The 20,552-nt window shown below is 52.6% G+C and carries 17 protein-coding genes; 11 read left to right on the top strand and 6 right to left on the bottom strand.

Translation table 11 applies throughout. The features are described 5' to 3' along the window. The 4 genes from U9S71_RS06585 to U9S71_RS06570 are packed head-to-tail and all read left to right on the top strand — an operon-like array spanning position 1 to position 3,163. A complete protein-coding gene (locus U9S71_RS06585; protein ID WP_326326161.1) occupies positions 1-627 on the top strand; it encodes a hypothetical protein in 627 nt (208 codons plus the stop codon). After that, complete coding sequence (locus U9S71_RS06580; protein WP_326326160.1) at positions 620-874, top strand: phosphopantetheine-binding protein; 255 nt, start codon at positions 620-622, stop codon at positions 872-874. The genes U9S71_RS06585 and U9S71_RS06580 overlap by 8 nt, the downstream gene beginning before the upstream one ends. Further along, complete coding sequence (locus tag U9S71_RS06575) at positions 871-2,079, top strand: beta-ketoacyl-[acyl-carrier-protein] synthase family protein (RefSeq protein WP_326326159.1); 1,209 nt, start codon at positions 871-873, stop codon at positions 2,077-2,079. The genes U9S71_RS06580 and U9S71_RS06575 overlap by 4 nt, the downstream gene beginning before the upstream one ends. Next, positions 2,072-3,163, top strand: a complete 1,092-nt coding sequence (locus U9S71_RS06570; RefSeq protein WP_326326158.1) for a beta-ketoacyl synthase chain length factor — start codon at positions 2,072-2,074, stop codon at positions 3,161-3,163. Before U9S71_RS06575 ends, U9S71_RS06570 begins: the two co-directional genes overlap by 8 nt. Here the strand turns inward: U9S71_RS06570 and U9S71_RS06565 are convergent. The 5 genes from U9S71_RS06565 to U9S71_RS06545 all read right to left on the bottom strand — a co-directional run bounded on the left by U9S71_RS06565 (position 3,110) and on the right by U9S71_RS06545 (position 11,255). Next, entirely contained in the window at positions 3,110-3,964 is an 855-nt protein-coding gene (locus tag U9S71_RS06565; RefSeq protein ID WP_326326157.1) for an endonuclease/exonuclease/phosphatase family protein, read from the bottom strand. The two genes, U9S71_RS06570 and U9S71_RS06565, sit on opposite strands and share 54 nt — an antisense overlap. A gap of 64 nt (positions 3,965-4,028) precedes the next feature. Next, entirely contained in the window at positions 4,029-5,768 is a 1,740-nt protein-coding gene (locus U9S71_RS06560; protein ID WP_326326156.1) for a RagB/SusD family nutrient uptake outer membrane protein, read from the bottom strand. A 9-nt stretch (positions 5,769-5,777) separates the two neighbouring features. Then, the gene (locus U9S71_RS06555; protein ID WP_326326154.1) at positions 5,778-9,071 is read right to left on the bottom strand and encodes a SusC/RagA family TonB-linked outer membrane protein; all 3,294 of its coding nucleotides are present in this window, start codon (positions 9,069-9,071) and stop codon (positions 5,778-5,780) included. Between the two features lie 390 nt (positions 9,072-9,461). Further along, positions 9,462-10,598 (bottom strand): FecR family protein, encoded by a 1,137-nt coding sequence (locus tag U9S71_RS06550; RefSeq protein WP_326326152.1) that lies wholly within the window; start codon positions 10,596-10,598, stop codon positions 9,462-9,464. Positions 10,599-10,667: 69 nt separating this feature from the next. Then, on the bottom strand, positions 10,668-11,255 hold the full coding sequence (locus U9S71_RS06545; RefSeq protein WP_326326150.1) for an RNA polymerase sigma-70 factor: 588 nt from the start codon (positions 11,253-11,255) through the stop codon (positions 10,668-10,670). A gap of 329 nt (positions 11,256-11,584) precedes the next feature. Here U9S71_RS06545 and U9S71_RS06540 point away from each other — a divergent pair, with 329 nt between their 5' ends. Then, complete coding sequence (locus tag U9S71_RS06540; RefSeq protein ID WP_326326148.1) at positions 11,585-12,919, top strand: M16 family metallopeptidase; 1,335 nt, start codon at positions 11,585-11,587, stop codon at positions 12,917-12,919. A gap of 38 nt (positions 12,920-12,957) precedes the next feature. Then, complete coding sequence (locus U9S71_RS06535; protein ID WP_326326147.1) at positions 12,958-15,006, top strand: M16 family metallopeptidase; 2,049 nt, start codon at positions 12,958-12,960, stop codon at positions 15,004-15,006. A 1-nt stretch (position 15,007) separates the two neighbouring features. On the opposite strand, the gene U9S71_RS06530 is transcribed toward U9S71_RS06535, so the two are convergent. Continuing rightward, entirely contained in the window at positions 15,008-15,529 is a 522-nt protein-coding gene (locus U9S71_RS06530) for an NADPH-dependent FMN reductase (RefSeq protein ID WP_326326146.1), read from the bottom strand. Between the two features lie 94 nt (positions 15,530-15,623). Here U9S71_RS06530 and U9S71_RS06525 point away from each other — a divergent pair, with 94 nt between their 5' ends. The 5 genes from U9S71_RS06525 to lepB all read left to right on the top strand — a co-directional run bounded on the left by U9S71_RS06525 (position 15,624) and on the right by lepB (position 20,519). Next, positions 15,624-16,424, top strand: a complete 801-nt coding sequence (locus U9S71_RS06525; protein ID WP_326326145.1) for a ParA family protein — start codon at positions 15,624-15,626, stop codon at positions 16,422-16,424. A gap of 3 nt (positions 16,425-16,427) precedes the next feature. Beyond that, positions 16,428-17,351 (top strand): ParB/RepB/Spo0J family partition protein, encoded by a 924-nt coding sequence (locus U9S71_RS06520; RefSeq protein ID WP_326326144.1) that lies wholly within the window; start codon positions 16,428-16,430, stop codon positions 17,349-17,351. Continuing rightward, positions 17,351-18,088: a DUF5683 domain-containing protein gene (locus U9S71_RS06515; RefSeq protein ID WP_326326143.1), complete on the top strand. Its 738-nt coding sequence runs from the start codon at positions 17,351-17,353 to the stop codon at positions 18,086-18,088. Before U9S71_RS06520 ends, U9S71_RS06515 begins: the two co-directional genes overlap by 1 nt. Positions 18,089-18,129: 41 nt before the next feature. Continuing rightward, positions 18,130-18,873: a 4-hydroxy-tetrahydrodipicolinate reductase gene (gene dapB, locus U9S71_RS06510; protein ID WP_326326142.1), complete on the top strand. Its 744-nt coding sequence runs from the start codon at positions 18,130-18,132 to the stop codon at positions 18,871-18,873. Between the two features lie 224 nt (positions 18,874-19,097). Then, entirely contained in the window at positions 19,098-20,519 is a 1,422-nt protein-coding gene (gene lepB / locus U9S71_RS06505; protein ID WP_326326141.1) for a signal peptidase I, read from the top strand. Positions 20,520-20,552: the final 33 nt, after the last annotated feature.

The following is a 20,552-nucleotide window of genomic DNA, read 5'->3' as shown; positions in this document are numbered from 1 at the left end:
ATGGAACGACATCCCAACCGCATCCGATCTTATTGCACCATCCGCGGGCGTACCATCCGCGTAGACGGCACTCCTTTTTTTGCCGCCGACCCGGCGACACCGCTTGGCGACTTCCTCAAGTCGGCCTACCGGCAACTGGCGATCGACTATCCGAAATTCCATAAAATGGATGGCCTCTGCAAAGCCATCTTTATCGCTGCGGAGCTCATCGCCCGCGAATCGGGCCCCTACGAGCGCCATGCCCCACTCGTTTTCGCCAACCGGTCGTCCAGCTATCTGTCCGACAGCCGGCATGCCAACGATATCTTCGGGGCGGAAGACCCCGTAGCCAGTCCGGCGACATTCGTCTACACCCTGCCCAATATTGCCCTGGGCGAAATCAGTATCCGTCACCAATTGCAAAGCGAGAATGTTTTCTTTATTTTTGACAGCTATTTGCCCGAGTTTCTGGTGCCATACGCCGACGCAACACTGGAAGGGCAGCATGCGGCAACCAGTGCGCTATGTGGGTGGACGGAGGTGACGGACGAAACGTGTGACCTGCTGGTATACCGCTTGGAACCATCGGGGGGGTGGCCGCATAAGGTGGAACAATTGAAAAGATTATACAACGAAGAAGATGAGTGAACTGACACAAGAGCTGAAAACTAAAATCATTGCGCAATTGAACCTGGAGGACCTGACCGTAGACGATCTCGACGATCAGACGCCGCTTTTTGGCGATGGGCTGGGGCTGGATTCCATCGATGCGCTGGAGCTCATCGTGATGCTGGATAAAAGCTATGGCATCAAGCTTTCGGACCCGAAGGAGGGCCGGAAGGTTTTTGAAACCATCCAAACCATGGCCGACTTTATCGAGGCCAACCGACCATGAGTGCACCTGACCGGATTGCCGTTTCTGGTATGGGAGCTATCTCGGCCATCGGGGAGGACGTCGCGTCCAACTACCGGTCGCTGCATGCATCCCGCCACGGCATCGGCTCTATCCGGCAGCTGGATACCCCCCACCGGGGTAAGCTGATGGTGGGCGAAATCGCCTTATCGAACGATCAACTGGCCGAAAGGCTGGGCATTGCCGCTGGCGATGCCTATACCCGCAGCACCTTGCTGGCCCTGCTGGCTGCGAAAGAAGCTGCTGCCGCCATCGATCTTGCCGACGGCTGTCGGACCGGTCTCATCTCGGCCACCACCGTTGGTGGCATGGATGCCACCGAGCGCTATTACGACGATTACCTAGCTACGGACAAACACCGGCATTTTATCCCTACGCATCCGTGTGGTTACGGCACCGAGCAGATGGCCCGGCACTTGGGGATAACCGACTACGTGACCACCATCAGCACCGCTTGTTCATCGGCAGCCAACGCCATCATGCTGGGCGCCCGGATGATCAAGGCCGGATTGCTGGACCGTGCCGTTGTAGGCGGCACCGACTGCCTGTCGCGCTTTACCATCAACGGATTCCATTCGCTCATGATCTATACCGACAGCCATTGCCGCCCGTTCGACGAGCACCGCAATGGGCTGAATCTCGGCGAGGCCGCAGCGTACCTCGTGCTGGAGCGCGCGGAGCGGGTTACGGCGCGCGCGGAAGCCCCCCTAGCCTACCTCAGCGGCTATGGCCACGCCAATGATGCGTTCCACCAAACGGCCTCATCCGACAATGGCGAGGGCGCCTATCTCGCCATGAAGCAGGCACTGGAGGTAGCTGGGCTGGATGCTGACGCGGTAAGTTACATCAACGCCCATGGTACCGCCACCCCCAACAACGACCTTGCCGAAGGACAGGCGATGCTGCGCATCTATGGTACGGCCGAATCGCTACCAACCTTCAGCTCCACGAAAGCATTCACCGGCCACACGCTGGCCGCCGCCGGCGCGATTGAGGCGGTGTTTTCCGTGTTGGCCTTACAGCATCAGGAGGTTTTCGCTAACCTGAATTTTTCGGAGCCCATCGCGGCGCTGGGTATCGTGCCGCAAACCGAGCTACTGCCAGCAACGATAAACCACGTGCTATCCAATTCGTTCGGATTCGGGGGCAATTGCGGTTCCCTGTTATTTTCATCTGCCCATGATTAAGCCTATCTATATCCACGGCATGGCTGGCATTTCCATACAGCCAACCACCGAACCCGGCTATTTTTTCGACAGCATATTGCCGTACACGCAAAACCCCGTACCGGCATGCGACCCTGATTATAAAGCACTGATCCCCGCGCTACAGCTGCGCCGGATGAACAAAAGCATGCGGATGGCCATTTTCACTTCGCAGTTGGCTTTGCAGGACGCCGGCCGGACCACCGTGGATGCCGTGATTACCGGATCGGGACTGGGTTGCCTCCGCGACTCGGAACGCTTTGTGGAGGCCCTATTGGCCGATGAGGGGCAATCAATGAACCCCACGCCGTTTATCCAATCGACCCACAACATGGCTGCTGCGGCGATTGCGCTGGCCCTCAAATGCAAGGGGTACAACATGACCTACGTCAACAACGCCAATTCTTTCGAGTCGGCGCTGCTCGATGGCATGTTGTACCTGGGCGAGCACCCCGAGGCCACGATCCTGTTGGGGGGAGTGGATGAACTGGGGGAGCGCACCACCACCTTTTGGGACATGGCGGGTTACCTCAAGCGCGATGCACCGGCTATACCGACGTCGCTAACCGACCCGACACCCGGCGAAATCGTCGCCGAGGGCGCCACGTTTTTCGTCGCATCCCGGCAGCCGGGCCCATCGCCCATTGGGAAAGTCACCGCCGTGGAGACACGCCTCGAGACCGACGACCACACAGCCTTTGTCGGTAATTTCTTGCAAAAAAACGGCCTGGATGCCGATGCGATCGATGCCGTACTGCTGGGGTATAACGGCGACGCGCGCTACGACGGCATCTACCAGGAGGTGACGCAAGCGTTGTTTACCGGGATACCCGTTGTGGGGTTCAAGCACGTGCTGGGCGACTACGATACCGTGATTGCCGCGGCGCTGGCATTGGGCCTACAAATGCTCCGTGAGCAACGCATCCCGTCAGCACTCCAATTAAGCGGACCGCAGCCACAACGGCTCACCCGCCTGCTGGTCTATACCCAACGGCGCGGCGGGAACCACGGACTAATGCTGGTGGAAAGATACCATCAACGTAGCGACAACCGGCAGGTGGTCTGAAGCTGTAGTTCCGACAATGGCATTACTCTCCACAACTGAAAAATCTACATGCCCTTTCGTGAACAGAAAATCGATTTGCCGGGTGGGCTGTGTCGATGGTATGGACAGGCAGTCGGTGCAAGTAGGCTCATAGCCTGCTGATTGGAGCAGTTGCAAAGGGGCTGAACCCGGTTTCGCATTGAAATCGCCTCCGATAATCACCGGGTGCGGGGCATTGGCGAGCTCGTTGTTAATCGCTTTGACCTGCAATAACCTATCCGCTTCGCTAAGGCCGAGGTGTGTACTCGCCACCGTAATGGTACGTTCCTCAGAAAGTTTGACGTCGGCAATTAGCACCCCTCGCTGCTCGGAGCGCCGGCCTTCAACGGCTTCGTGGGGCAGCAAGACCAGTTTGCTGTTTTCCAGGGGGAACCGCGAAAGTATACCGACTCCGTAGGCACCACCACCGTAATCAATTGTTTTGCCGAAGGCGTAGTGTTTTAGGCCCGTTCCGATGGATAATGCGCGGAGTTGGTCCACGTCGTTCGAGCGGTCGGTTTTTTCATCAAGTTCCTGCAAAAGGACGATATCATTTCCAGCAGACATAATGACCGCGGCAATACCATCGACGTCGGGTTGGGTATCTTCCCCAGGCACATACGGGGCACAGTGGTGCACATTATATGTCATTATCCGAATGTTTAAGCGACCGCTATCGATCGTGTCGGCAACAGATGTATCGGTTTCGGAACTCGGGGCATGTTTACTGCAACCACCCCACGTGGAGGCAACGATCAGTAAGAGCAACATATAGTTAAGCATGTGTTTATTTTTTTCGTTATTAAGTAAGCCAGCATCCCATGGTCTGGATGCTGGCTGTACTACCTTACTCCCAATGCGGGTTTTGAGTTATTTTGGGATTCTTTATTCGCTCTGAATTTGGAACAGGCCACAGATAATGTTTCGCCGGGTCAAAATTGCGTCCTCCACCTTGTGCCACAGACCGCTCGTAAACAATGTCGCCGTGTTCATCCACACCGTTGTCTGCATAGGGATTACCACCCAACTCGGTCATTACAATTTCAAGTTTCGGGCCGGTTACGGGAAGTCCCATGCGCTCACCTTCTTTCCAGCGGTAAATATCGAACAGACGCATGCCTTCAAAGGCGAGCTCCACGTGACGTTCCCGACGGATCTCGGTTTCCACATCCATATTCCACGCCGCAAGTTCATCGAGGCGCATGGGGTGCATGCCAACACGCTCACGGAGCTCGTTGATTGTTTCGTCGGCCACCGATTGGTCGAATTGCCCCAGTTCGAACTTGGCCTCCGCATAAATCAGCAGGATTTCGGCATATCGTAACACAATGATATCTTTATGATCACGGTTCGTATTCAGCGCAACATCCGGGTCATTGTATTTTGTGAAATAGAAACCGGTCATGCTGTTCGCACCATTGCGATTGTTATTTTTCAGACTGGCAAACCGCGGTAGTTGGAAAACCGGCGTAGCCGTGACATTATCTCCGGGTGTGCCGTCATTGCCACCTACCCACTCGCTACCGGGCTTTAGAATCGTCATGGCCATGCGGGGATCGCGGTTCTGCCAATAATTCGCATAGGTAGGTTCGTCGCGGTTGTACAGCGGTGATAGTTCCACACTGGCATTATCACGGTAGGTATAGCCTCTTACGGCCGGCATACCGTCCGTACAGAGATAATCGTCGACCAGCAGCTTACCGGGGTTGAAACGCACGTAGTCAACCGGCTTGCAGGTTTCGCCGCTGAGGTTGTGCATGCGTACGTCCTCTTTGTACAATGCCGAAATGATGGTCTCCCGGTTGGCTGGGTTCTCCGAAATGTCGCCTTCGATTTGGAACAATTCGTGGTAATCGTCATAAAGCCAGTATTGGTTGGACTGCATGACTTGAAGGGCTGCATCCGCGGCAACATCCCACAGTTCATTTTGCAAGGCCAATCGTGCTTTTATCGCAAGTGCCCCCCATTTATTGATGCGCCCCAGGTCTTTGCCGCCGGGGATTTCCTCACCCAGCCGCTCGATGGCCCAGTCCAGATCGGCCAGTACCCATTGCACGACATCGGCTTTTGCTGTCCGCGGCCCATAGAGCGCTTCATCTTCTCCGGTAAGCACCTTGTCAATAAGGGGCACATCACCGTACAAGCTGGTCAGAAGAAAGTAGTTGAAAGCACGCAGGGCAACCACCTCTGCCGCATAGCGCTCTTTTGTTGCCTGGGGAACCGGTGCCCGGTCGTAGTTTTGGAGGAAGTTGTTGCAATGGAAGATATTCGCGTAGCTATTATTCCACCAAGTGGAAACGGGAAATCCATCGTTACTATGCTGACCCCCGGATACTTTGTTCAATCCGCCCGAAACGGCACCCCAGTAACCGCTTTCGGCACATCCTTCTCCGAGGTTGATAAGATCCTTGTTGAGGACGTCATAACAGCGGAAAGTGGCTGCCGCAAGTTGCTCTTCCGTTGCCCAGAACGTTTCGTTGGTAACCGCATCCAGCGGGAATTTATCTAGTTTGTCGTTGCATGAGCCCAATAGGCAAATCGTGAGCAGGATATAGCTATTTTGCTTTATATAATGTAGTAATTTCATGGCGTTGCATTATTTTAATGTGAGCGATAAACCGGCAATAATCGTTTTCACCTGCGGATAGGCGTCTCCCGATGTCGACCGTACCTCGGGATCATAGGCATAAAAGTAGTCGGATTTCGTGAACAGGTTATCTGCGGAAACATATACCCGGAGTCTGCTGAGCCGTACACGCGATGCCCATTTATCCGGCAACTGATAACCCACCTGCACATTTTTCAAGCGCAGGTAGGACGCGTCTTGGACCCAGTAGTCGGAAAACTCACGGTTGTGGTTCTGCGTATAATAAAGTCGGGGATATTTCGCGCTGGTGTTTTCCGGCGTCCACCGGTCGAGGTGGTACCGCTGTGGTATCGAATAGTCATTGATAAAGGCGTGGATAGCCTCGTCATAGAGATAACCATCAATCTGCCCAACACCTTGCAGGAAGAATGAAAAGTCAAACGCCCGCCAATTAAATTGTCCCCGGAGTGAATACGTGTAGCGCGGATACGGGTTGCCGAAAATGGCGCGGTCGTCGTTATCGATTCTGCCGTCGGGTACACCGTCCGGCCCGCTGATATCTCGGTATTTGATGTCACCAGGCTGGGTAACGGCCGTATAGGAGCTGATTGTAGGAAATGAGGGATCCGTGTAGCGTTGGATCGCTTCATCAAATCCACCGAAATCGGCGGCCGTAGCCAGCCCATCCGTAAGGTATCCGAAATAGGCGTTTAGCGGGTCACCCTCACGGATCAGGTTGTTGCCAAGCACCGGGGCACTTTTACCCAGTGCGATGACTTCGTTCTGTACATCAGCGAGGTTGGCCGTGAAGCTGTACCGGAGGTCACCAATGTGATCGTTCCAGCCAACGGCGATTTCCCAGCCCTTACTTTCTACCTTCCCCATATTGACTAGGGGCAAGGCTGATGTGCTGGTAAAACCAATGGTAGCCGGGTAGACCGGCTGCAATAATGCGTTATTGTTGTGCTTGATAAAGTAATCTCCAGTGAACGTCAGCCGGTTATTGAGTAGTTGAACATCGAGTCCGATATTGGTCATGCGCAAGCTTTCCCAAATCAACTGGCTGTTCCCCAAAGCCCCTTGTGCAAAGCCAACATTACGACCATCCCCTATTGGGTACGCATTTTCGATACGAGAGATCGCCGTAAGGTAAGGGTAATAGTTGCCGTCGCTGCCGACATTTTGGTTACCGAGTTCACCATAAGATCCGCGGATTTTCAGGAGCGACAACCAAGGGGCCTCTTCGAGGAACGATTCGTTGCTGATTACCCAACCCGCCGAAAAGGAAGGAAATGTACCCCAGCGCCGGTCCTTGGCAAAACGCGACGTGCCATCCCGCCGGATATTAGCCTCAAACAAGTATGTTTCCCGGTAGTTATAATTGATACGGCCAAAAAATGAGGCCAGTGCCCAGTGGGTTTCTGTGCCACTATTCTGGATGTTTTCCGTGCCGAGGTTGATCTGCTCAACGCCATCCATCAAGATATTCTGACGCGATGCCCCCAATGAGGAAATGAACCCATACTCCTGTGCATAGCCAGCCAATCCACGGAAGTAATGGTCCCCTATATTTTTTTCATAGGTAACGGTGGTATTGAGCAACTCGTTGAGGTTGTCGCTCTCGCTCAAGGAAATGGTATTGCGCAGATCGGCATTCCCGGGATATTCGGAACCGTCCGATAGGTATCGGTACATAGCTGCGTTAAACTCTTTGGTTCGGTAAATAGAGTTAGTGAAGCCATATTGGGCCGACACATCCAACCCATCGATAATATTGAGCACCGCTTTGACGTTGACCGACGGGGTTTTCGAGGTAAACCGGTCATAACCGGAATTATGAGCGACGTCAACGGGGTTACGGACCGACCCGTATGCATAATGGTTAGATGTTTGCCAACCATCGGTGGCTTCGTCGTACCAACGCACAGGCAACAGTGGACTGGCACGCTGGGCCAGCCGGAATACGCCTGCGGTGCCGGCCAGTGCGTTTTCATGGCGGTCGAATTGGATATATCCGATATTTCCATCGATTTTCAGCCGGTCAAACAATTCCGTATTAACGCGCAGACGCATGTTGTTGCGGGTACCATCATAGCTGTTTCCTACGATTAAACCACCTTGCTGGAAATGCCCGTAAGACAGGAAATAGCCCGTTTTCCCTTTCCCTCCTTGCACACTGATTTGATGATTTTGTTGTGGCGCATTCCCCTTGTATATCTCATTGATCCAGTCGGTGTTGTTATAGTCGTTGGGCGATGATCCGGCATCGTAGGCCGTAAAAGCGTCTTCTGTGTAGAGGCGCCCTAGACCAGCGTTCACACGTGCCTCGTTGGTGAGGGTCATGAACTCCCTTCCATCAACCAGTTCAGGAAGCCGTGTAGGCGTTTGGACGCCATAATGCCCGTTGTAAGTAAATACCGGAGTATCGAATTGTCCGCCGCTTTTGGTGGTAATCAATAATACACCATTGGCCGCACGCGCGCCGTAAATAGCCGATGAAGAAGCGTCTTTCAGCACACTGATGCTTTCGATTGCATCGGGATTAAGCATATCCAACCCACTGTAGGGAATACCATCAACTAAAATCAAGGGGTTGCTGCCACTGTTCAACGTAGTTAAGCCCCGCACGTTCATGCTGGTGTTCCAGCGACCGGGCTGACCAGAACCGACCTGTATAGTAAGACCGGGAAGTGCACCTTGGATGGCCGATTGGACCGTGGCAGCCGGGCGGCCCTCAAATACCTCGCTGTTTACCGTGGCAACGGACCCGGTCAGATTTACACGTTTTTGGGTGCCATAGCCCACCACAACCACTTCCGACAAATTAAGCGGTTCGGGCGACAAGCGGATATTAACGTCAACCCGGTTAGCCATCGTTATTTCCCGCGACTGATAGCCTGTATAGGAAACCACCAAAACAGCCCCTTCGGGTGCAACATCAAATGAAAAACGGCCGTCTTCGTCGGCTACCGCTGTCTGCGGGGTACCTTTGATACGGATGGTGGCTCCCGACAAAGGTTGGCCCTGTTCATTCAATACAGTACCGGAAAAGGCGGACTGTTTAACGGGGATAGCTCCTGCATGTATTGGTTGTGGTACAGCGTTGCGTGGGGTGGGCTTTACCAAGATGGTTTTATCCTTGATGGTGTAGGTAAGTCCGTGTTTTTGAAGCAGACCACTAAGCACCTGTTTGAGCTCACCCTGTTCATGGACAGTGAACTTGTTGTCGGCCGGTATTGCACCGTCTACAAATAGAAAATTATAGCCGGTTTGTTCGCGGATAGATTCGAAGATCGTTTCCATGGATACGTTCTGTTTGTTTATGGAAATGGTCTGACCGTATAAAGTGGTAGCCTTCAACTGGACGCATGATACAACTAGGAGAACGGCAATGAGCTTCATGATTAATAGACTATTAATTAATGAAATCCGTATGTGACGGATAATCGGCCTTTTCCAATAGAAAGGCCCAAACAATGCATGATTCATCGTATATTTGTACTGGTTTATGTAAGTTATAGACCGCCATCACGTGTTGACAAGTGCTGATGGCGGTTGTTACTGAACTACTGAATGTAACCGCAATACGCTAATATTTCGGTTGACGGTCCGCTTGGAATCTGATTCCGGGCGGATTTTTTTATGAAGGATAATCGTTATGCCATGGCGGTGCTACTTTTAAGGTTAAACATACTAAGGCTTTCTTATTACTGTGACCGTACGGCCCTGAATATCAAATTGCATGTTGCTAATCTCTTCGAGCATCGCTAGCACATTGCCGATCGGCAAGTCGCGAGAAACATAGCCCGTGAGTTGTTGGTCTGTTATTTTGCCGACATAGGCAATATCAACGTCATACCAGCGGGCAATCTGCTTCATGACCGCGCCTATGTCTAATCCTTTAAATCGGAACAGGTTGTTTTTCCAAGCTACAGCTGCCGCCGTATCGGCCTGGTTAATCCCTGGCCTGTCGGACCCGTTGATGAGGACGGCCTGCTGGACCGGCTGGATGGGATAGACGTACTGCCCCACGTGGATGTGGATACTGCCCTCCAATAGCGTGGTCTGGGTCTGCCCATCGTCTTCGTAGGCACTTACGTTAAACTGGGTGCCCCGCACTTCGACCGACTGGTGTTCGGTGCTCACGGTGAAGGAAATCTTTTGGTCTTGTTTGTCCCGCCGTTCGGCAATATCGAAAAAGGCCTCGCCGCGAAGTTCCACATGTCGACCCTCGGAGGAAAACATAGAAGGGAACCGTAGCGATGATCCCGCATTTAACCAAACCAGGGAGCTATCGGGCAGACGGATTTTGTACTTGCCGCCATTGGGTGTGCTGATGGTATTCCAATCGAGCGATTCGGCATCGAGTGCAACACCGATGGAGCGCCCGTTGGGGTAGCCGAGCTCGGTACCGACAATAACCAGTGTTTCCTGATCAGGTGCTAGCTCAATGGTCTGTCCATCGGCTAGTGTCAGGAAAGCCCTGTCGGCACCGGGTACGATAGGCTGCGTATCGGCAAGCTGCGGGCCATCGCCATGCGAAACGAACCGGTAATATCCCGCCAATGCAGCAAGCACCACTATAGCAGCAGCGGCGCTGGCCACGAAGCGTCTCATCTGGCTTCTTGGTCGCTGTATCCGCTGTAGCAATTGCTTTTTCAGTCGTGTACGCAACGCTTCCTCATCGGTATCGATACCCTCCCACAGCAAGGGCCCCTCATTTTTGGAAAGGAGCCACCTGTCCAACTGCGCCTGCTCTTCAGGCGAAATGGTACCGTCAGCCCATTTCTCGGCTAATTCCCTGATCCTATCGTCCGCTGGTTCATCCATGTCACACGTTTTTGTATTAATATAGTGTGTAGAACCAAGCGGTTACCCTTGGTCGGTACCGTACTTATTTCAGAAAAGAAATGGAAAAATCAAAATTGAAATTAACTGTGAAAGCGAAACCCGAAGTTTCTTTAAGGCGTTGGATAGGTGCCCTTCGACGGTTTTTGGGGATAGCTCTAGGCGCTGCGAGATTTGGTTGATGGATAATCCTTGGTTTCTGCTCAATTTAAAAACCAACTTACACTTGTCGGGAAGATTATTAACGGCCTGCTCAATCTGTCCCTGACATTCTTCAACCAGCAAGGCATCCAGGGTACTCTCTGCGGTCGTGGAATAATCTATTCCTTCCAAGTCATCGAGCCGAACAATATGCTTCCGCTTTTTGGCGGCGGCTAGGTGCGCAAAAATTTTATATCGCACGATAGCAAAAAGATAGCGGGCTACATTGGTTTTGATATCGAGTTTTTTCCTCGATCGCCATAAGTCATAGAAGGTGTCATTTACGATCTCTTCTACGTCAGCTGCCACTGAGAGTTTGGATAACGAAATCAACAAGAGACGTTTCCAATACCTGTCGTAAAGCTCTCCCAGCGCTTGTTGATCGTCATGACTCAATGCGCCGACCAATTCTTTATCGCTTAATGCTTTGTAGTCCATGTTCTAATAAAACCGCGTAGCAAAATAAGATTTACCGTTGGACTTGACAAGGTCAACGGCGAATATTCGTCAATTCCAGCAAAGTCAATAGCAAAATTAGCACTTGCGTATGAACTTAGGGTTAATTCACTGAAAAAAAAAACCATGAGGGTGACCCTGACAAAGACTCTTCCATAACACACAAAAAAACAATACCTAAAAGCTGAGGTCATGCGAAAGTTGTAACAACCTTCGCCGTTTCTCGTCCAAGAATGGTAAACTTGCATGATATTTTCACGATAAACATCGTGTAGTTAATCGTGTAGTTACTGTTAACATCGCATAGCACAATGAATAAAATCTTAATCCTCTCCGCATTCTTGGGTGCATCGCTCTGTGGAGGCAACCCTGCAATCGCCCAAAATCACATTGAATTCAAGGAATTTGAGCTTGACAACGGCCTAACCGTGGTGATGCACCGAGACAACACCACCCCTATTGTGGCCGTATCGGTGATGTACCACGTAGGTTCCAAAAACGAAAACCCCGAGCGTACCGGATTCGCTCATTTCTTTGAGCACCTACTCTTTGAAGGCACCGAAAATATCGGCCGTGGCGAATACATGAAAAAAATCGAATCCATCGGCGGTACACTCAATGCGTACACCTCGAATGACGTAACGTATTACCACGAAGTGGTGCCCGCAAACTACCTCGAAACTGCCTTGTATATGGAAAGCGAGCGGATGCTCCATGCCAAGATCGATAGTGTAGGTGTGGAAACCCAACGTAACGTGGTGAAAGAGGAAATGCGGCAGCGCATAGACAACCAACCCTACGGAACGATTTTGCAGGAAACCTTCAAACGGACGCACCTGGTGCATCCCTACAAATGGCCGGTAATTGGCTCCATGGACCACCTGAATGCCGCGACGCTCGATGAATTCATGCAGTTTTACAACACCTATTACGTGCCGAACAATGCGGTACTGTCTATCGCGGGCGATATCGACTACGACCAAACGGAGGAATGGGTGCGCGCCTATTTCGCCGAGATACCGGTAGGCACCGGCACCATCAATCGGCCAACGGTAACGGAACCGCGGCGCACGGCCGAAACACGCGATGTGGTGTATGACAACATCCAGCTGCCCGCCGTGATTCAGGCGTATAATCTGCCGCCCAAAAAACACAAGGACAGCCATGCGCTGAGCATGCTCTCTACTTACCTGACCGGCGGGAAAAGCTCGCTACTAACCAAAGAGGTGGTAGACAAACAGCAGAAAGCGGTAGCGGTGGCTGCGTTTCCGCTGGATCTGGAAGACGGCGGTGTATTCTTGCTATACGGAATTGCCAACATGGGCGTACCGGCAGACTCGCTGGAGCACGCCATCGACGAACAATTGGAGAAAGTGATTGCCAACGGCATATCGGAAGACGATTTCCAAAAGCTGAAAGCACAGGTTGAAAACGCTGTGGTAAGCCAACACGCCTCCGTTGCCGGCATTGCGGAGAGTTTGGCCAACGCCAAAACGTTTTTCGGCGATGCCAACGAAGTGAATCGCGAAATGGATAAGTACAACAAGGTATCGCGCGCGGACATCCAACGTGTGGCGAAGGAATACCTGGGTAAAAACGGGCGGGTGGTGCTGTATTACCTTCCTAAGCCTGCCGACGGCGAATAAGCAGCCAATCCGAAGCAATGACCCTAAAAAAGACAACAATGAATAAGATCAGCATATATCTCTTGGTAGCCTTGTGCAGCACGGCAACCGCCTTTGCACAAGTAGACCGCAGCCAATACCCGGAGCCTGGCCCGGCCCCGCAGATCAATATCGGTGATCCCGCCACGTTCACCCTGCCCAACGGCCTTAAGGTGTTTGTGGTGGAAAACCATAAGCTCCCCCGCGTGACGTACTCTTTGGTGTTGGACCGCGACCCTATTTTTGAGGGCGACAAAGCTGGGCTCACGTCTTTCGTGGGCGACATGCTGATGGGCGGCACCGCCACACGCAGCAACGACGAGCTGGATGAGGCCATCGACCGTATCGGCGCCCGTATCAATGCATCGTCTACCTCAGCCAATGCATCGTCGCTGAAGAAATACAACGATCAACTGCTCGACCTCTTTGCCGATGTATTGTTTAACCCTGCCTTCCCGCCATCCGAATTGGATAAGCTGAAGAAACAGGCCATTTCGGGATTGGCGGCAGCGAAGGAAGACCCCAACAGCATCGTCGGGGTGGTGCGCAATGCAGTGATGTACGGCAAGGACCACCCCTATGGGGAGACCGAAACCGAGAAGACGGTGGAAAACGTGCAGGTGGACGATATCAAAAGCTATTACCACACCTATTTCAAACCGAATATCGCGTACCTGGCCATTGTTGGAGACATCACGGCCAAGGAAGCAGAGAAGCTGGTGAAAAGGTATTTTTCGGACTGGGAACGGGGTGATGTACCCAAACATGAATGGCCCGTACCCCAGGCACCCACCGGCAACAAGGTTGTGCTTGTGAACCGCCCGGCAAGTGCCCAATCGGTCATCAACGTGGGCTATCCCTTGGTGCTGAAACCCAATAATCCTGACGTGATCGGTGTATCGGTGGTGTCCGAGATTTTGGGGGGCGGCGCTTCGGCAAGGCTTTTCCAAAACCTGCGTGAAGATAAAGGATATACTTACGGTGCCTACGGCAGCATCAGCCCGGACGAACTCGTGGCGAGGTTAAACACCAGCGCCAGCGTACGCAATGCGGTAACCGATAGTGCTACGCAAGAGTTTATCCACGAACTAAAGCGCATCGGCGAACGTACGATTACCCAAAAGGAACTCGACCTGGCGAAGGCTTCCTTGGCGGGCAGTTTCGGCCGATCGCTGGAGCAGCCGTCGACCATCGCCCGGTTTGCCATCAATGCCGAATTGCAAGAACTTCCCGACGATTATTACCAAAATTACCTGAAAAACCTGGATGCCTTGACGCTCGATCAAGTCAATACCATTGCCGCCAACTATATCCATGGTGATAACCTGCAGATTACCGTGGTCGGTAAAACCGATGACTTTGCTGATCAGATGGCCCGCTTTGGCGACGTGCGGTATTACACGGTTACTGGCGACCCGGAAGTGAAGGTCGCCATCACCGATGCCAGCGTAACGGCGGGAGGCGTGATTGCGAAATACCTCGAAGCCATCGGTGGGAAGGAGAAGCTGGCCGCCGTGAATACCATCAGGACGGTTGGTGAGGCGGAGATCCAGGGCATGACCATCACCATCGAGGAGCTGGTGGATAAAACCAAGCAGATTGCGGTACAGAACACCAAGCTGGGGCCGCAGGTACTGTCTAAAGTTGTTGTGACGCCTGATAAGGTGACGGCAACAGCCCAGGGACAATCGCAGGAGCTGCCTGCAGAAGCCGCTGCAGCTTACCAATCGTTATTGCTTATCTTCCCCGAACTGACCTATGCCACGGATGATGACGTCGCATTGGAATTGGATGGTATTACGAAGGTAAACGGGGAAGACGCCTACAAGGTGAAGATAACCAAAGGAACGAATGCCTCTGTGGCCTACTACAGCGTAGCATCGGGCCTCAAGCTCAAAACGGAAAGCGAGCTTTCGGGCGAAATGACCGTTGAGGGGTATGCGACTTACGACGGTATACAGCTGCCCGAAACGGTCACCATTGTCAATAAAATGATGCCCATGCCGTTGAAAGCGGTGACCAAAACCGTGGTGATCAACGGCGACATCAGCGAGGAGGAGCTGAAGTAGGCTAAAACCGGATGAACTCGTCGAGCTGCTCGTTGGTAAACCGCAGGGTGTCTTCCCGATAGAGGTTACCCTGGTCGTTGAGCTCCTGGAAGATGTGCGGAATGTGGATGCGCAGGGGCATCACTTGCAGGCGCACGTAGTGGCACACGCCGGTAAAATGGTCGACCCCACGCACGTTGCCGTATTTACCGCTTGACAGCCCCACCAACGCCGCCTTTTTGTTGAAGAAGCTGTTGGGAAACTGGCAGGCATCAACGAATGTTTTCAGTATGCCGGGAAAGCTCCCGTTATATTCGGGGATAATAAAAATAAATTTTTCGGTCGCCGTAACCTGGTCTTGGTAAGGCTGGAACGTAACGCTTCGGTTTTTATACATGTCTGCCCCGATAAAATCGGTCGACAGGTCGGCGAGCGAAAGAATGTGCGAATCGACGCCCCGTTCCGTAAGTTTCTGCTGATAATAAGTAGCCAGTTTGAACGTATTACTATGTGGGCGGTTCGTACCGGATATGATGGTTATCATAATGGATTAAATTAAAAAAGCGTATCTTAGCCCGTCGCTTTCAGTACGCGCTGAAACGCCCAAATGTACGAATAAAAGGATATTTTCATCACCCATGGGTAAAATCATTGCAATAGCGAATCAAAAAGGAGGGGTGGGTAAAACAACGACCTCCATCAATTTGGCAGCCAGCTTAGCTGTGCTTGAATATAAGACGTTGTTGGTCGATGCCGATCCGCAGGCCAACTCGACGTCGGGAATCGGCTTTGACCCCCGGACGGTCAAAGCCAGCGTATATGAATGCCTGGTAAACGACCTCAGCCCACGCGAGGCCATCCAGCATACGGATACCCCCTATCTTGATCTCCTGCCGGCACACATCGATTTGGTGGGCGCCGAGATCGAGATGATCAACCTCCACGAGCGCGAATTTAAAATGCGGCGCATTTTGGCTGAGGTAAAAGATGAATATGATTTTATCGTCATCGATTGTTCACCGTCGCTGGGCCTCATCACCATCAACGCGCTATCGGCTTCGGACTCGGTCATCATCCCGGTGCAATGCGAATATTTTGCGCTGGAGGGGCTGGGAAAGCTGCTCAATACCATCAAGATCGTGCAGAACAGGCTCAATACCGCGCTGGAGATCGAAGGCATCCTGCTGACGATGTACGATGTGCGGCTGCGGCTTTCCAACCAGGTGGTCGAGGAGGTACGTACCCATTTCAACGACCTCGTTTTCGATACCATCATCCAGCGCAACACGCGGCTGAGTGAGGCACCGAGCTTCGGTATTGCTGTCATCATGCACGATGCGAACTGCAAAGGGGCCATCAATTACTTGAACCTGGCGCGGGAAATCCTCGAGAAAAACAATCTTAATAAAGAAGAAACAGCACACGTAAGCGTATCGTAAACCATGGCAGCACAACAACGGAAAATAGGTTTGGGGAAGGGATTAAGTGCATTGCTTGATGACTCGGAAGAGGTAACGCACCGATCGACGGAAAACAAAGGGGTGGGCGATGTGAAAGCACAGCGTAGCACGGCTGGCATCAGCGCGGTAGCGATTTCCCAGGTCGTTGTCAATCCGTTCCAGCCCCGCACGGATTTCGACGAAGAAGCCCTCCGTGAGCTGGCAGACTCCATCAAACTCCAGGGATTGATCCAGCCGATTACCGTACGCCAGGCCGACCGGGGCACCTACCAGCTCATCAGCGGTGAGCGGCGCCTCCGTGCGGCCAAACTTGCCGGCCTTACCGAGATACCGGCCTACGTGCGCACCGCCAATGACCAGCAGATGCTCGAAATGGCGCTCATTGAAAACATCCAACGGGAAAACCTCAACGCGATGGAAGTGGCTTTGAGTTTCCAACGGATGATTGAGGAATGCAACCTGCGGCAGGAGGAACTTGGCGAGCGCGTGAGCAAAAACCGGTCGACGGTAACCAACTACTTGCGGCTATTGAAGCTTCCGCCCGTTATACAGGCAGCCATACGCGATGGACAGCTCAGTATGGGCCACGCACGGGCATTGATCAACGTGCCCGAGATCGACAAACAGCTTTATATTTACCGGGAGATTGTCAAAAAGGGACTTTCTGTACGGAAAACCGAGGAGTTGGTCCGCGACATGCAGGGGCTCTCCAGCAGGGGAACGACCAAAAGCGCGAAAAGCACGCCGCTGTCTTTCCAATACCAGAAGGTAGAAGACGACCTGGCATCGAAATTCTCCACGCGGGTGCGGCTGAAGGCACCCGATAAAAAAGGAAAGGGTGCCATCGAAATCCCCTTCCATTCGGAAGACGACCTGAACCGGATTCTCGAATTATTGGATTGGTGATGAATCGATTGTTTATGATCTTGCTGTTCGCTTGGGTATCCGTTGGCACGGTGTGTGCCCAGGAGCCCGACAGCCTTCAGCGTGATAGCATCCCAAAGCCGGTGGACAGTTTAGCTGCGGCCGCAGTGGACACCACTGCCGGCGAAACCCGAAGGGAACGGCGGCAGCGGGAAAAGCGCGAGCGGGAGGCGGCAGAGCAAGAGCAGGTGGTGTTCAAGGATTCGGCCCGGTTGGCCTTGGAGGCCATGTCCAACAGGCCCTGGAAGCAATCGCTGATGGTACCCGGCTGGGGGCAGATCACCAACGGCGGCTGGTGGTGGCTCAAAGTACCCGTGATCTACGGTGGCTTCGTGGGCGCGGTACTGGTGTTTGAGTTCAACAACCGATACTACCACGACATTCTTGGGGAAGTACAATATCGCCTTAACAATAACCACGCTATTCCACCGGAATCAAAATACCCGCACCTTGGAGCGGGCAGCCAGATTACGGATTACATGATCAATGCGAAGGATTACTATCGGCGCAACCGCGATTTGACCATCTTGGTTACGCTGGGGTGGTGGGGATTACAGGCCGTGGAAGCCTATGTGAACTCCATGCTCAAAAACCGATGGGAAATCGATGACGACCTGGCGTTCAACATTGCCCCTACGCTGTTGGCGACCCCCGGCTCTTCGTGGGCATACCGCAACCAGCCCTATACAATTGGTGTGAAGGTAGATTTTAGGTTTTAGACAGTAGACAGTAGACAGTAGACAACAGACAATAGACGACCATGAACATCGCATTACTTGGATACGGCAAAATGGGGCAGCTTATCGAGCGTTTCGCCCAAAAGCGCGGGCACCACATCCACCTGGTTGTGGATGAAAACAACCGCGAGGATATCGTGGCGGCCGACTTGGATGGTGCTGACGTGGCGATCGATTTCAGCAGGCCCGAAGCGGCGATCGCCAACATCGATCTATGCTTTGCTGCTGATGTACCCATCGTGGTGGGCACCACCGGCTGGTATGACCAACTCGACGCCGTAAAAAAACGGTGCCTGGATAGTAACAAAACACTGCTCTATGGCTCTAACTTCAGTATCGGGGTCAACGTGTTTTTCCATATGAACAAATTGCTGGCAGCCGCGATGAACCCGTACAAGCAATACGACGTGCAAGTGGAGGAAATTCACCATACACAGAAGCTGGACGCGCCAAGTGGTACGGCCATTACCATTGCTGAAGGCATCATCGACCATAGCGACGGAAAGACCGGATGGATAAACAACCTCATCGGTGAGGGCGACGAAGCCGTACCAAAAGCAAACGACCTGCTCATCGAAAGCCACCGCATCGACGAGGTACCGGGAACCCACACGGTGCTCTACAGCTCGGAGGTGGACCAGCTGGAATTTAAACACACCGCCCATAGCCGTGCAGGCTTCGCATTAGGAGCGGTGGTTGCGGCAGAATGGGTGCAAGGCCGGACGGGATTTTACCAAGTGACTGAAATGTTTAACTTTCATCTATAATAACTTGTTCTTCAGCGGCAGATGAGAGATCGATAACTGCGAAGCAATCATGAGCACCGATGAAAGCAGATTGCTGCGAATAAACTTGCTTTTATATACATACTTAGCGTAGCGATCTCATTGATGCCAAAAAAAATAACAAAAATATCAATAGTTTATCTAAGTTTGGTGATCGCATTTAATAGAAAGCTAATAATCGTTTACAACACAAAAACCTAACATATATGGGATATATCGTTTTTGCCATCATCCTTGTCCTTGTCCATTTCGGACTTTGGAAGCTCTTTGTAAAAGCGGGCCGCAAAGGCTGGGAGTCGCTGATACCCATCTACCGCGAATACGTCATCACACGAATTACGGGGCACCCCGGATGGTGGATTGCGCTGCTGCTTATCCCGATTGTGAATATTTTCATCTTTTTCGGCCTCTACCTCGACTTGGTCAAATGCTTTGGTAAACGCCGGTTTTGGGAGTATGCGGCTACCGTAGTATTTCCCTTTGTGGTGCTTCCGTGGTGGGGCAACGACCCGAAGGTCGTGTACCTGGGCCAGTCGGCAACGGCCGAGTTCAAGGAAAAATATCCGTACAAAAAATCCGTTGGCCGTGAGTGGGCGGATGCCATTGTATTTGCCGTGGTGGCCGCCACATTGATCCGGGGATTTCTCATTGAAGCCTACATGATCCCAACGGGATCTATGGAGAAAAGCCTGTTGGTGGGCGACTTCCTGTTCGTGAGTAAACTGAACTACGGCCCCCGGGTGCCGATGACCCCTGTTGCCTTTCCCTTCGCCCACCATACCATGCCGCTCGTGGGCGGCAAGGCCTATTGGGAGGGCATAAAAATCGGGTATCACCGCCTACCCGGCTTCCAGGAGATTGAGCGCAACGATGTCGTGGTGTTCAACTACCCCATGGAAGCGGATGCGCCCTTCAACCGCCCCATTGACAAACGGGAGAACTACATCAAGCGTGCTGTAGGTATTCCGGGCGACACCATTTCATTGCGCGGAGCGGCCGTATTCGTTAACGGGGAACCTGGATTCGAACCGCCACATGGCCAAATGGATTACTATGTCTATACCGATGGTACGGGGCTTAATCCGCAACGGCTGCTCGACATGCGTATCAGTTACAATCCCTACGCACGCGAGCCCTACCAACTTTACCTTACCGAAGAGGCGTATGAGGAAGTAAAAAGCTGGGCCAACGTGACGAAGATCGTTCCCAACATCAGGCACCAGGATGCGAATGAACCGGGCGTGTTCCCCAGTGACCCGCTGTACCATTGGAACATCGATAACTTCGGCCCACTGATCATTCCTAAGAAAGGATGGACGGTGAGCCTGGATAGCTTGACCATGCCGCTCTACGAGCGCGCCATCCGCGTGTATGAAGGCAATGAGCTGGAAAGCCGCGACGACGGCATCTACCTCAACGGCGCCAAAACAGATAGCTACACCTTCAAAATGAATTACTACTGGATGATGGGCGATAACCGACACAACTCGGAAGATGCACGGACATGGGGTTTCGTACCCGAAGACCACATTGTGGGTAAAGCACTGTTTGTATGGCTTAGCTGGGATAAAGACGGCACATTCTTCGACAAGATACGTTGGGAGCGGATTTTTATGGGCATTAAATAAAGGATAGCCCGTCGAAGAGGACACCTCATAAAT

Source organism: Parapedobacter flavus (genome assembly GCF_035818675.1).
Lineage (GTDB): Bacteria > Bacteroidota > Bacteroidia > Sphingobacteriales > Sphingobacteriaceae > Parapedobacter > Parapedobacter flavus.
The sequence above is the reverse complement of the archived record's forward strand: the minus strand, read 5'-3'. Positions and strand labels throughout refer to the sequence as shown.

What these genes read in the sequence shown, in the direction of transcription:
- U9S71_RS06585 (WP_326326161.1), top strand. Translation starts at nt 1, where the DNA reads ATGGAACGACATCCCAACCGCATCCGATCTTATTGCACCATCCGCGGG.
- U9S71_RS06580 (WP_326326160.1), top strand. Translation starts at nt 620, where the DNA reads ATGAGTGAACTGACACAAGAGCTGAAAACTAAAATCATTGCGCAATTG.
- U9S71_RS06575 (WP_326326159.1), top strand. Translation starts at nt 871, where the DNA reads ATGAGTGCACCTGACCGGATTGCCGTTTCTGGTATGGGAGCTATCTCG.
- U9S71_RS06570 (WP_326326158.1), top strand. Translation starts at nt 2,072, where the DNA reads ATGATTAAGCCTATCTATATCCACGGCATGGCTGGCATTTCCATACAG.
- U9S71_RS06565 (WP_326326157.1), bottom strand. Translation starts at nt 3,964, where the DNA reads ATGCTTAACTATATGTTGCTCTTACTGATCGTTGCCTCCACGTGGGGT.
- U9S71_RS06560 (WP_326326156.1), bottom strand. Translation starts at nt 5,768, where the DNA reads ATGAAATTACTACATTATATAAAGCAAAATAGCTATATCCTGCTCACG.
- U9S71_RS06555 (WP_326326154.1), bottom strand. Translation starts at nt 9,071, where the DNA reads ATGGAAACGATCTTCGAATCTATCCGCGAACAAACCGGCTATAATTTT.
- U9S71_RS06550 (WP_326326152.1), bottom strand. Translation starts at nt 10,598, where the DNA reads ATGGATGAACCAGCGGACGATAGGATCAGGGAATTAGCCGAGAAATGG.
- U9S71_RS06545 (WP_326326150.1), bottom strand. Translation starts at nt 11,255, where the DNA reads ATGGACTACAAAGCATTAAGCGATAAAGAATTGGTCGGCGCATTGAGT.
- U9S71_RS06540 (WP_326326148.1), top strand. Translation starts at nt 11,585, where the DNA reads ATGAATAAAATCTTAATCCTCTCCGCATTCTTGGGTGCATCGCTCTGT.
- U9S71_RS06535 (WP_326326147.1), top strand. Translation starts at nt 12,958, where the DNA reads ATGAATAAGATCAGCATATATCTCTTGGTAGCCTTGTGCAGCACGGCA.
- U9S71_RS06530 (WP_326326146.1), bottom strand. Translation starts at nt 15,529, where the DNA reads ATGATAACCATCATATCCGGTACGAACCGCCCACATAGTAATACGTTC.
- U9S71_RS06525 (WP_326326145.1), top strand. Translation starts at nt 15,624, where the DNA reads ATGGGTAAAATCATTGCAATAGCGAATCAAAAAGGAGGGGTGGGTAAA.
- U9S71_RS06520 (WP_326326144.1), top strand. Translation starts at nt 16,428, where the DNA reads ATGGCAGCACAACAACGGAAAATAGGTTTGGGGAAGGGATTAAGTGCA.
- U9S71_RS06515 (WP_326326143.1), top strand. Translation starts at nt 17,351, where the DNA reads ATGAATCGATTGTTTATGATCTTGCTGTTCGCTTGGGTATCCGTTGGC.
- dapB (WP_326326142.1), top strand. Translation starts at nt 18,130, where the DNA reads ATGAACATCGCATTACTTGGATACGGCAAAATGGGGCAGCTTATCGAG.
- lepB (WP_326326141.1), top strand. Translation starts at nt 19,098, where the DNA reads ATGGGATATATCGTTTTTGCCATCATCCTTGTCCTTGTCCATTTCGGA.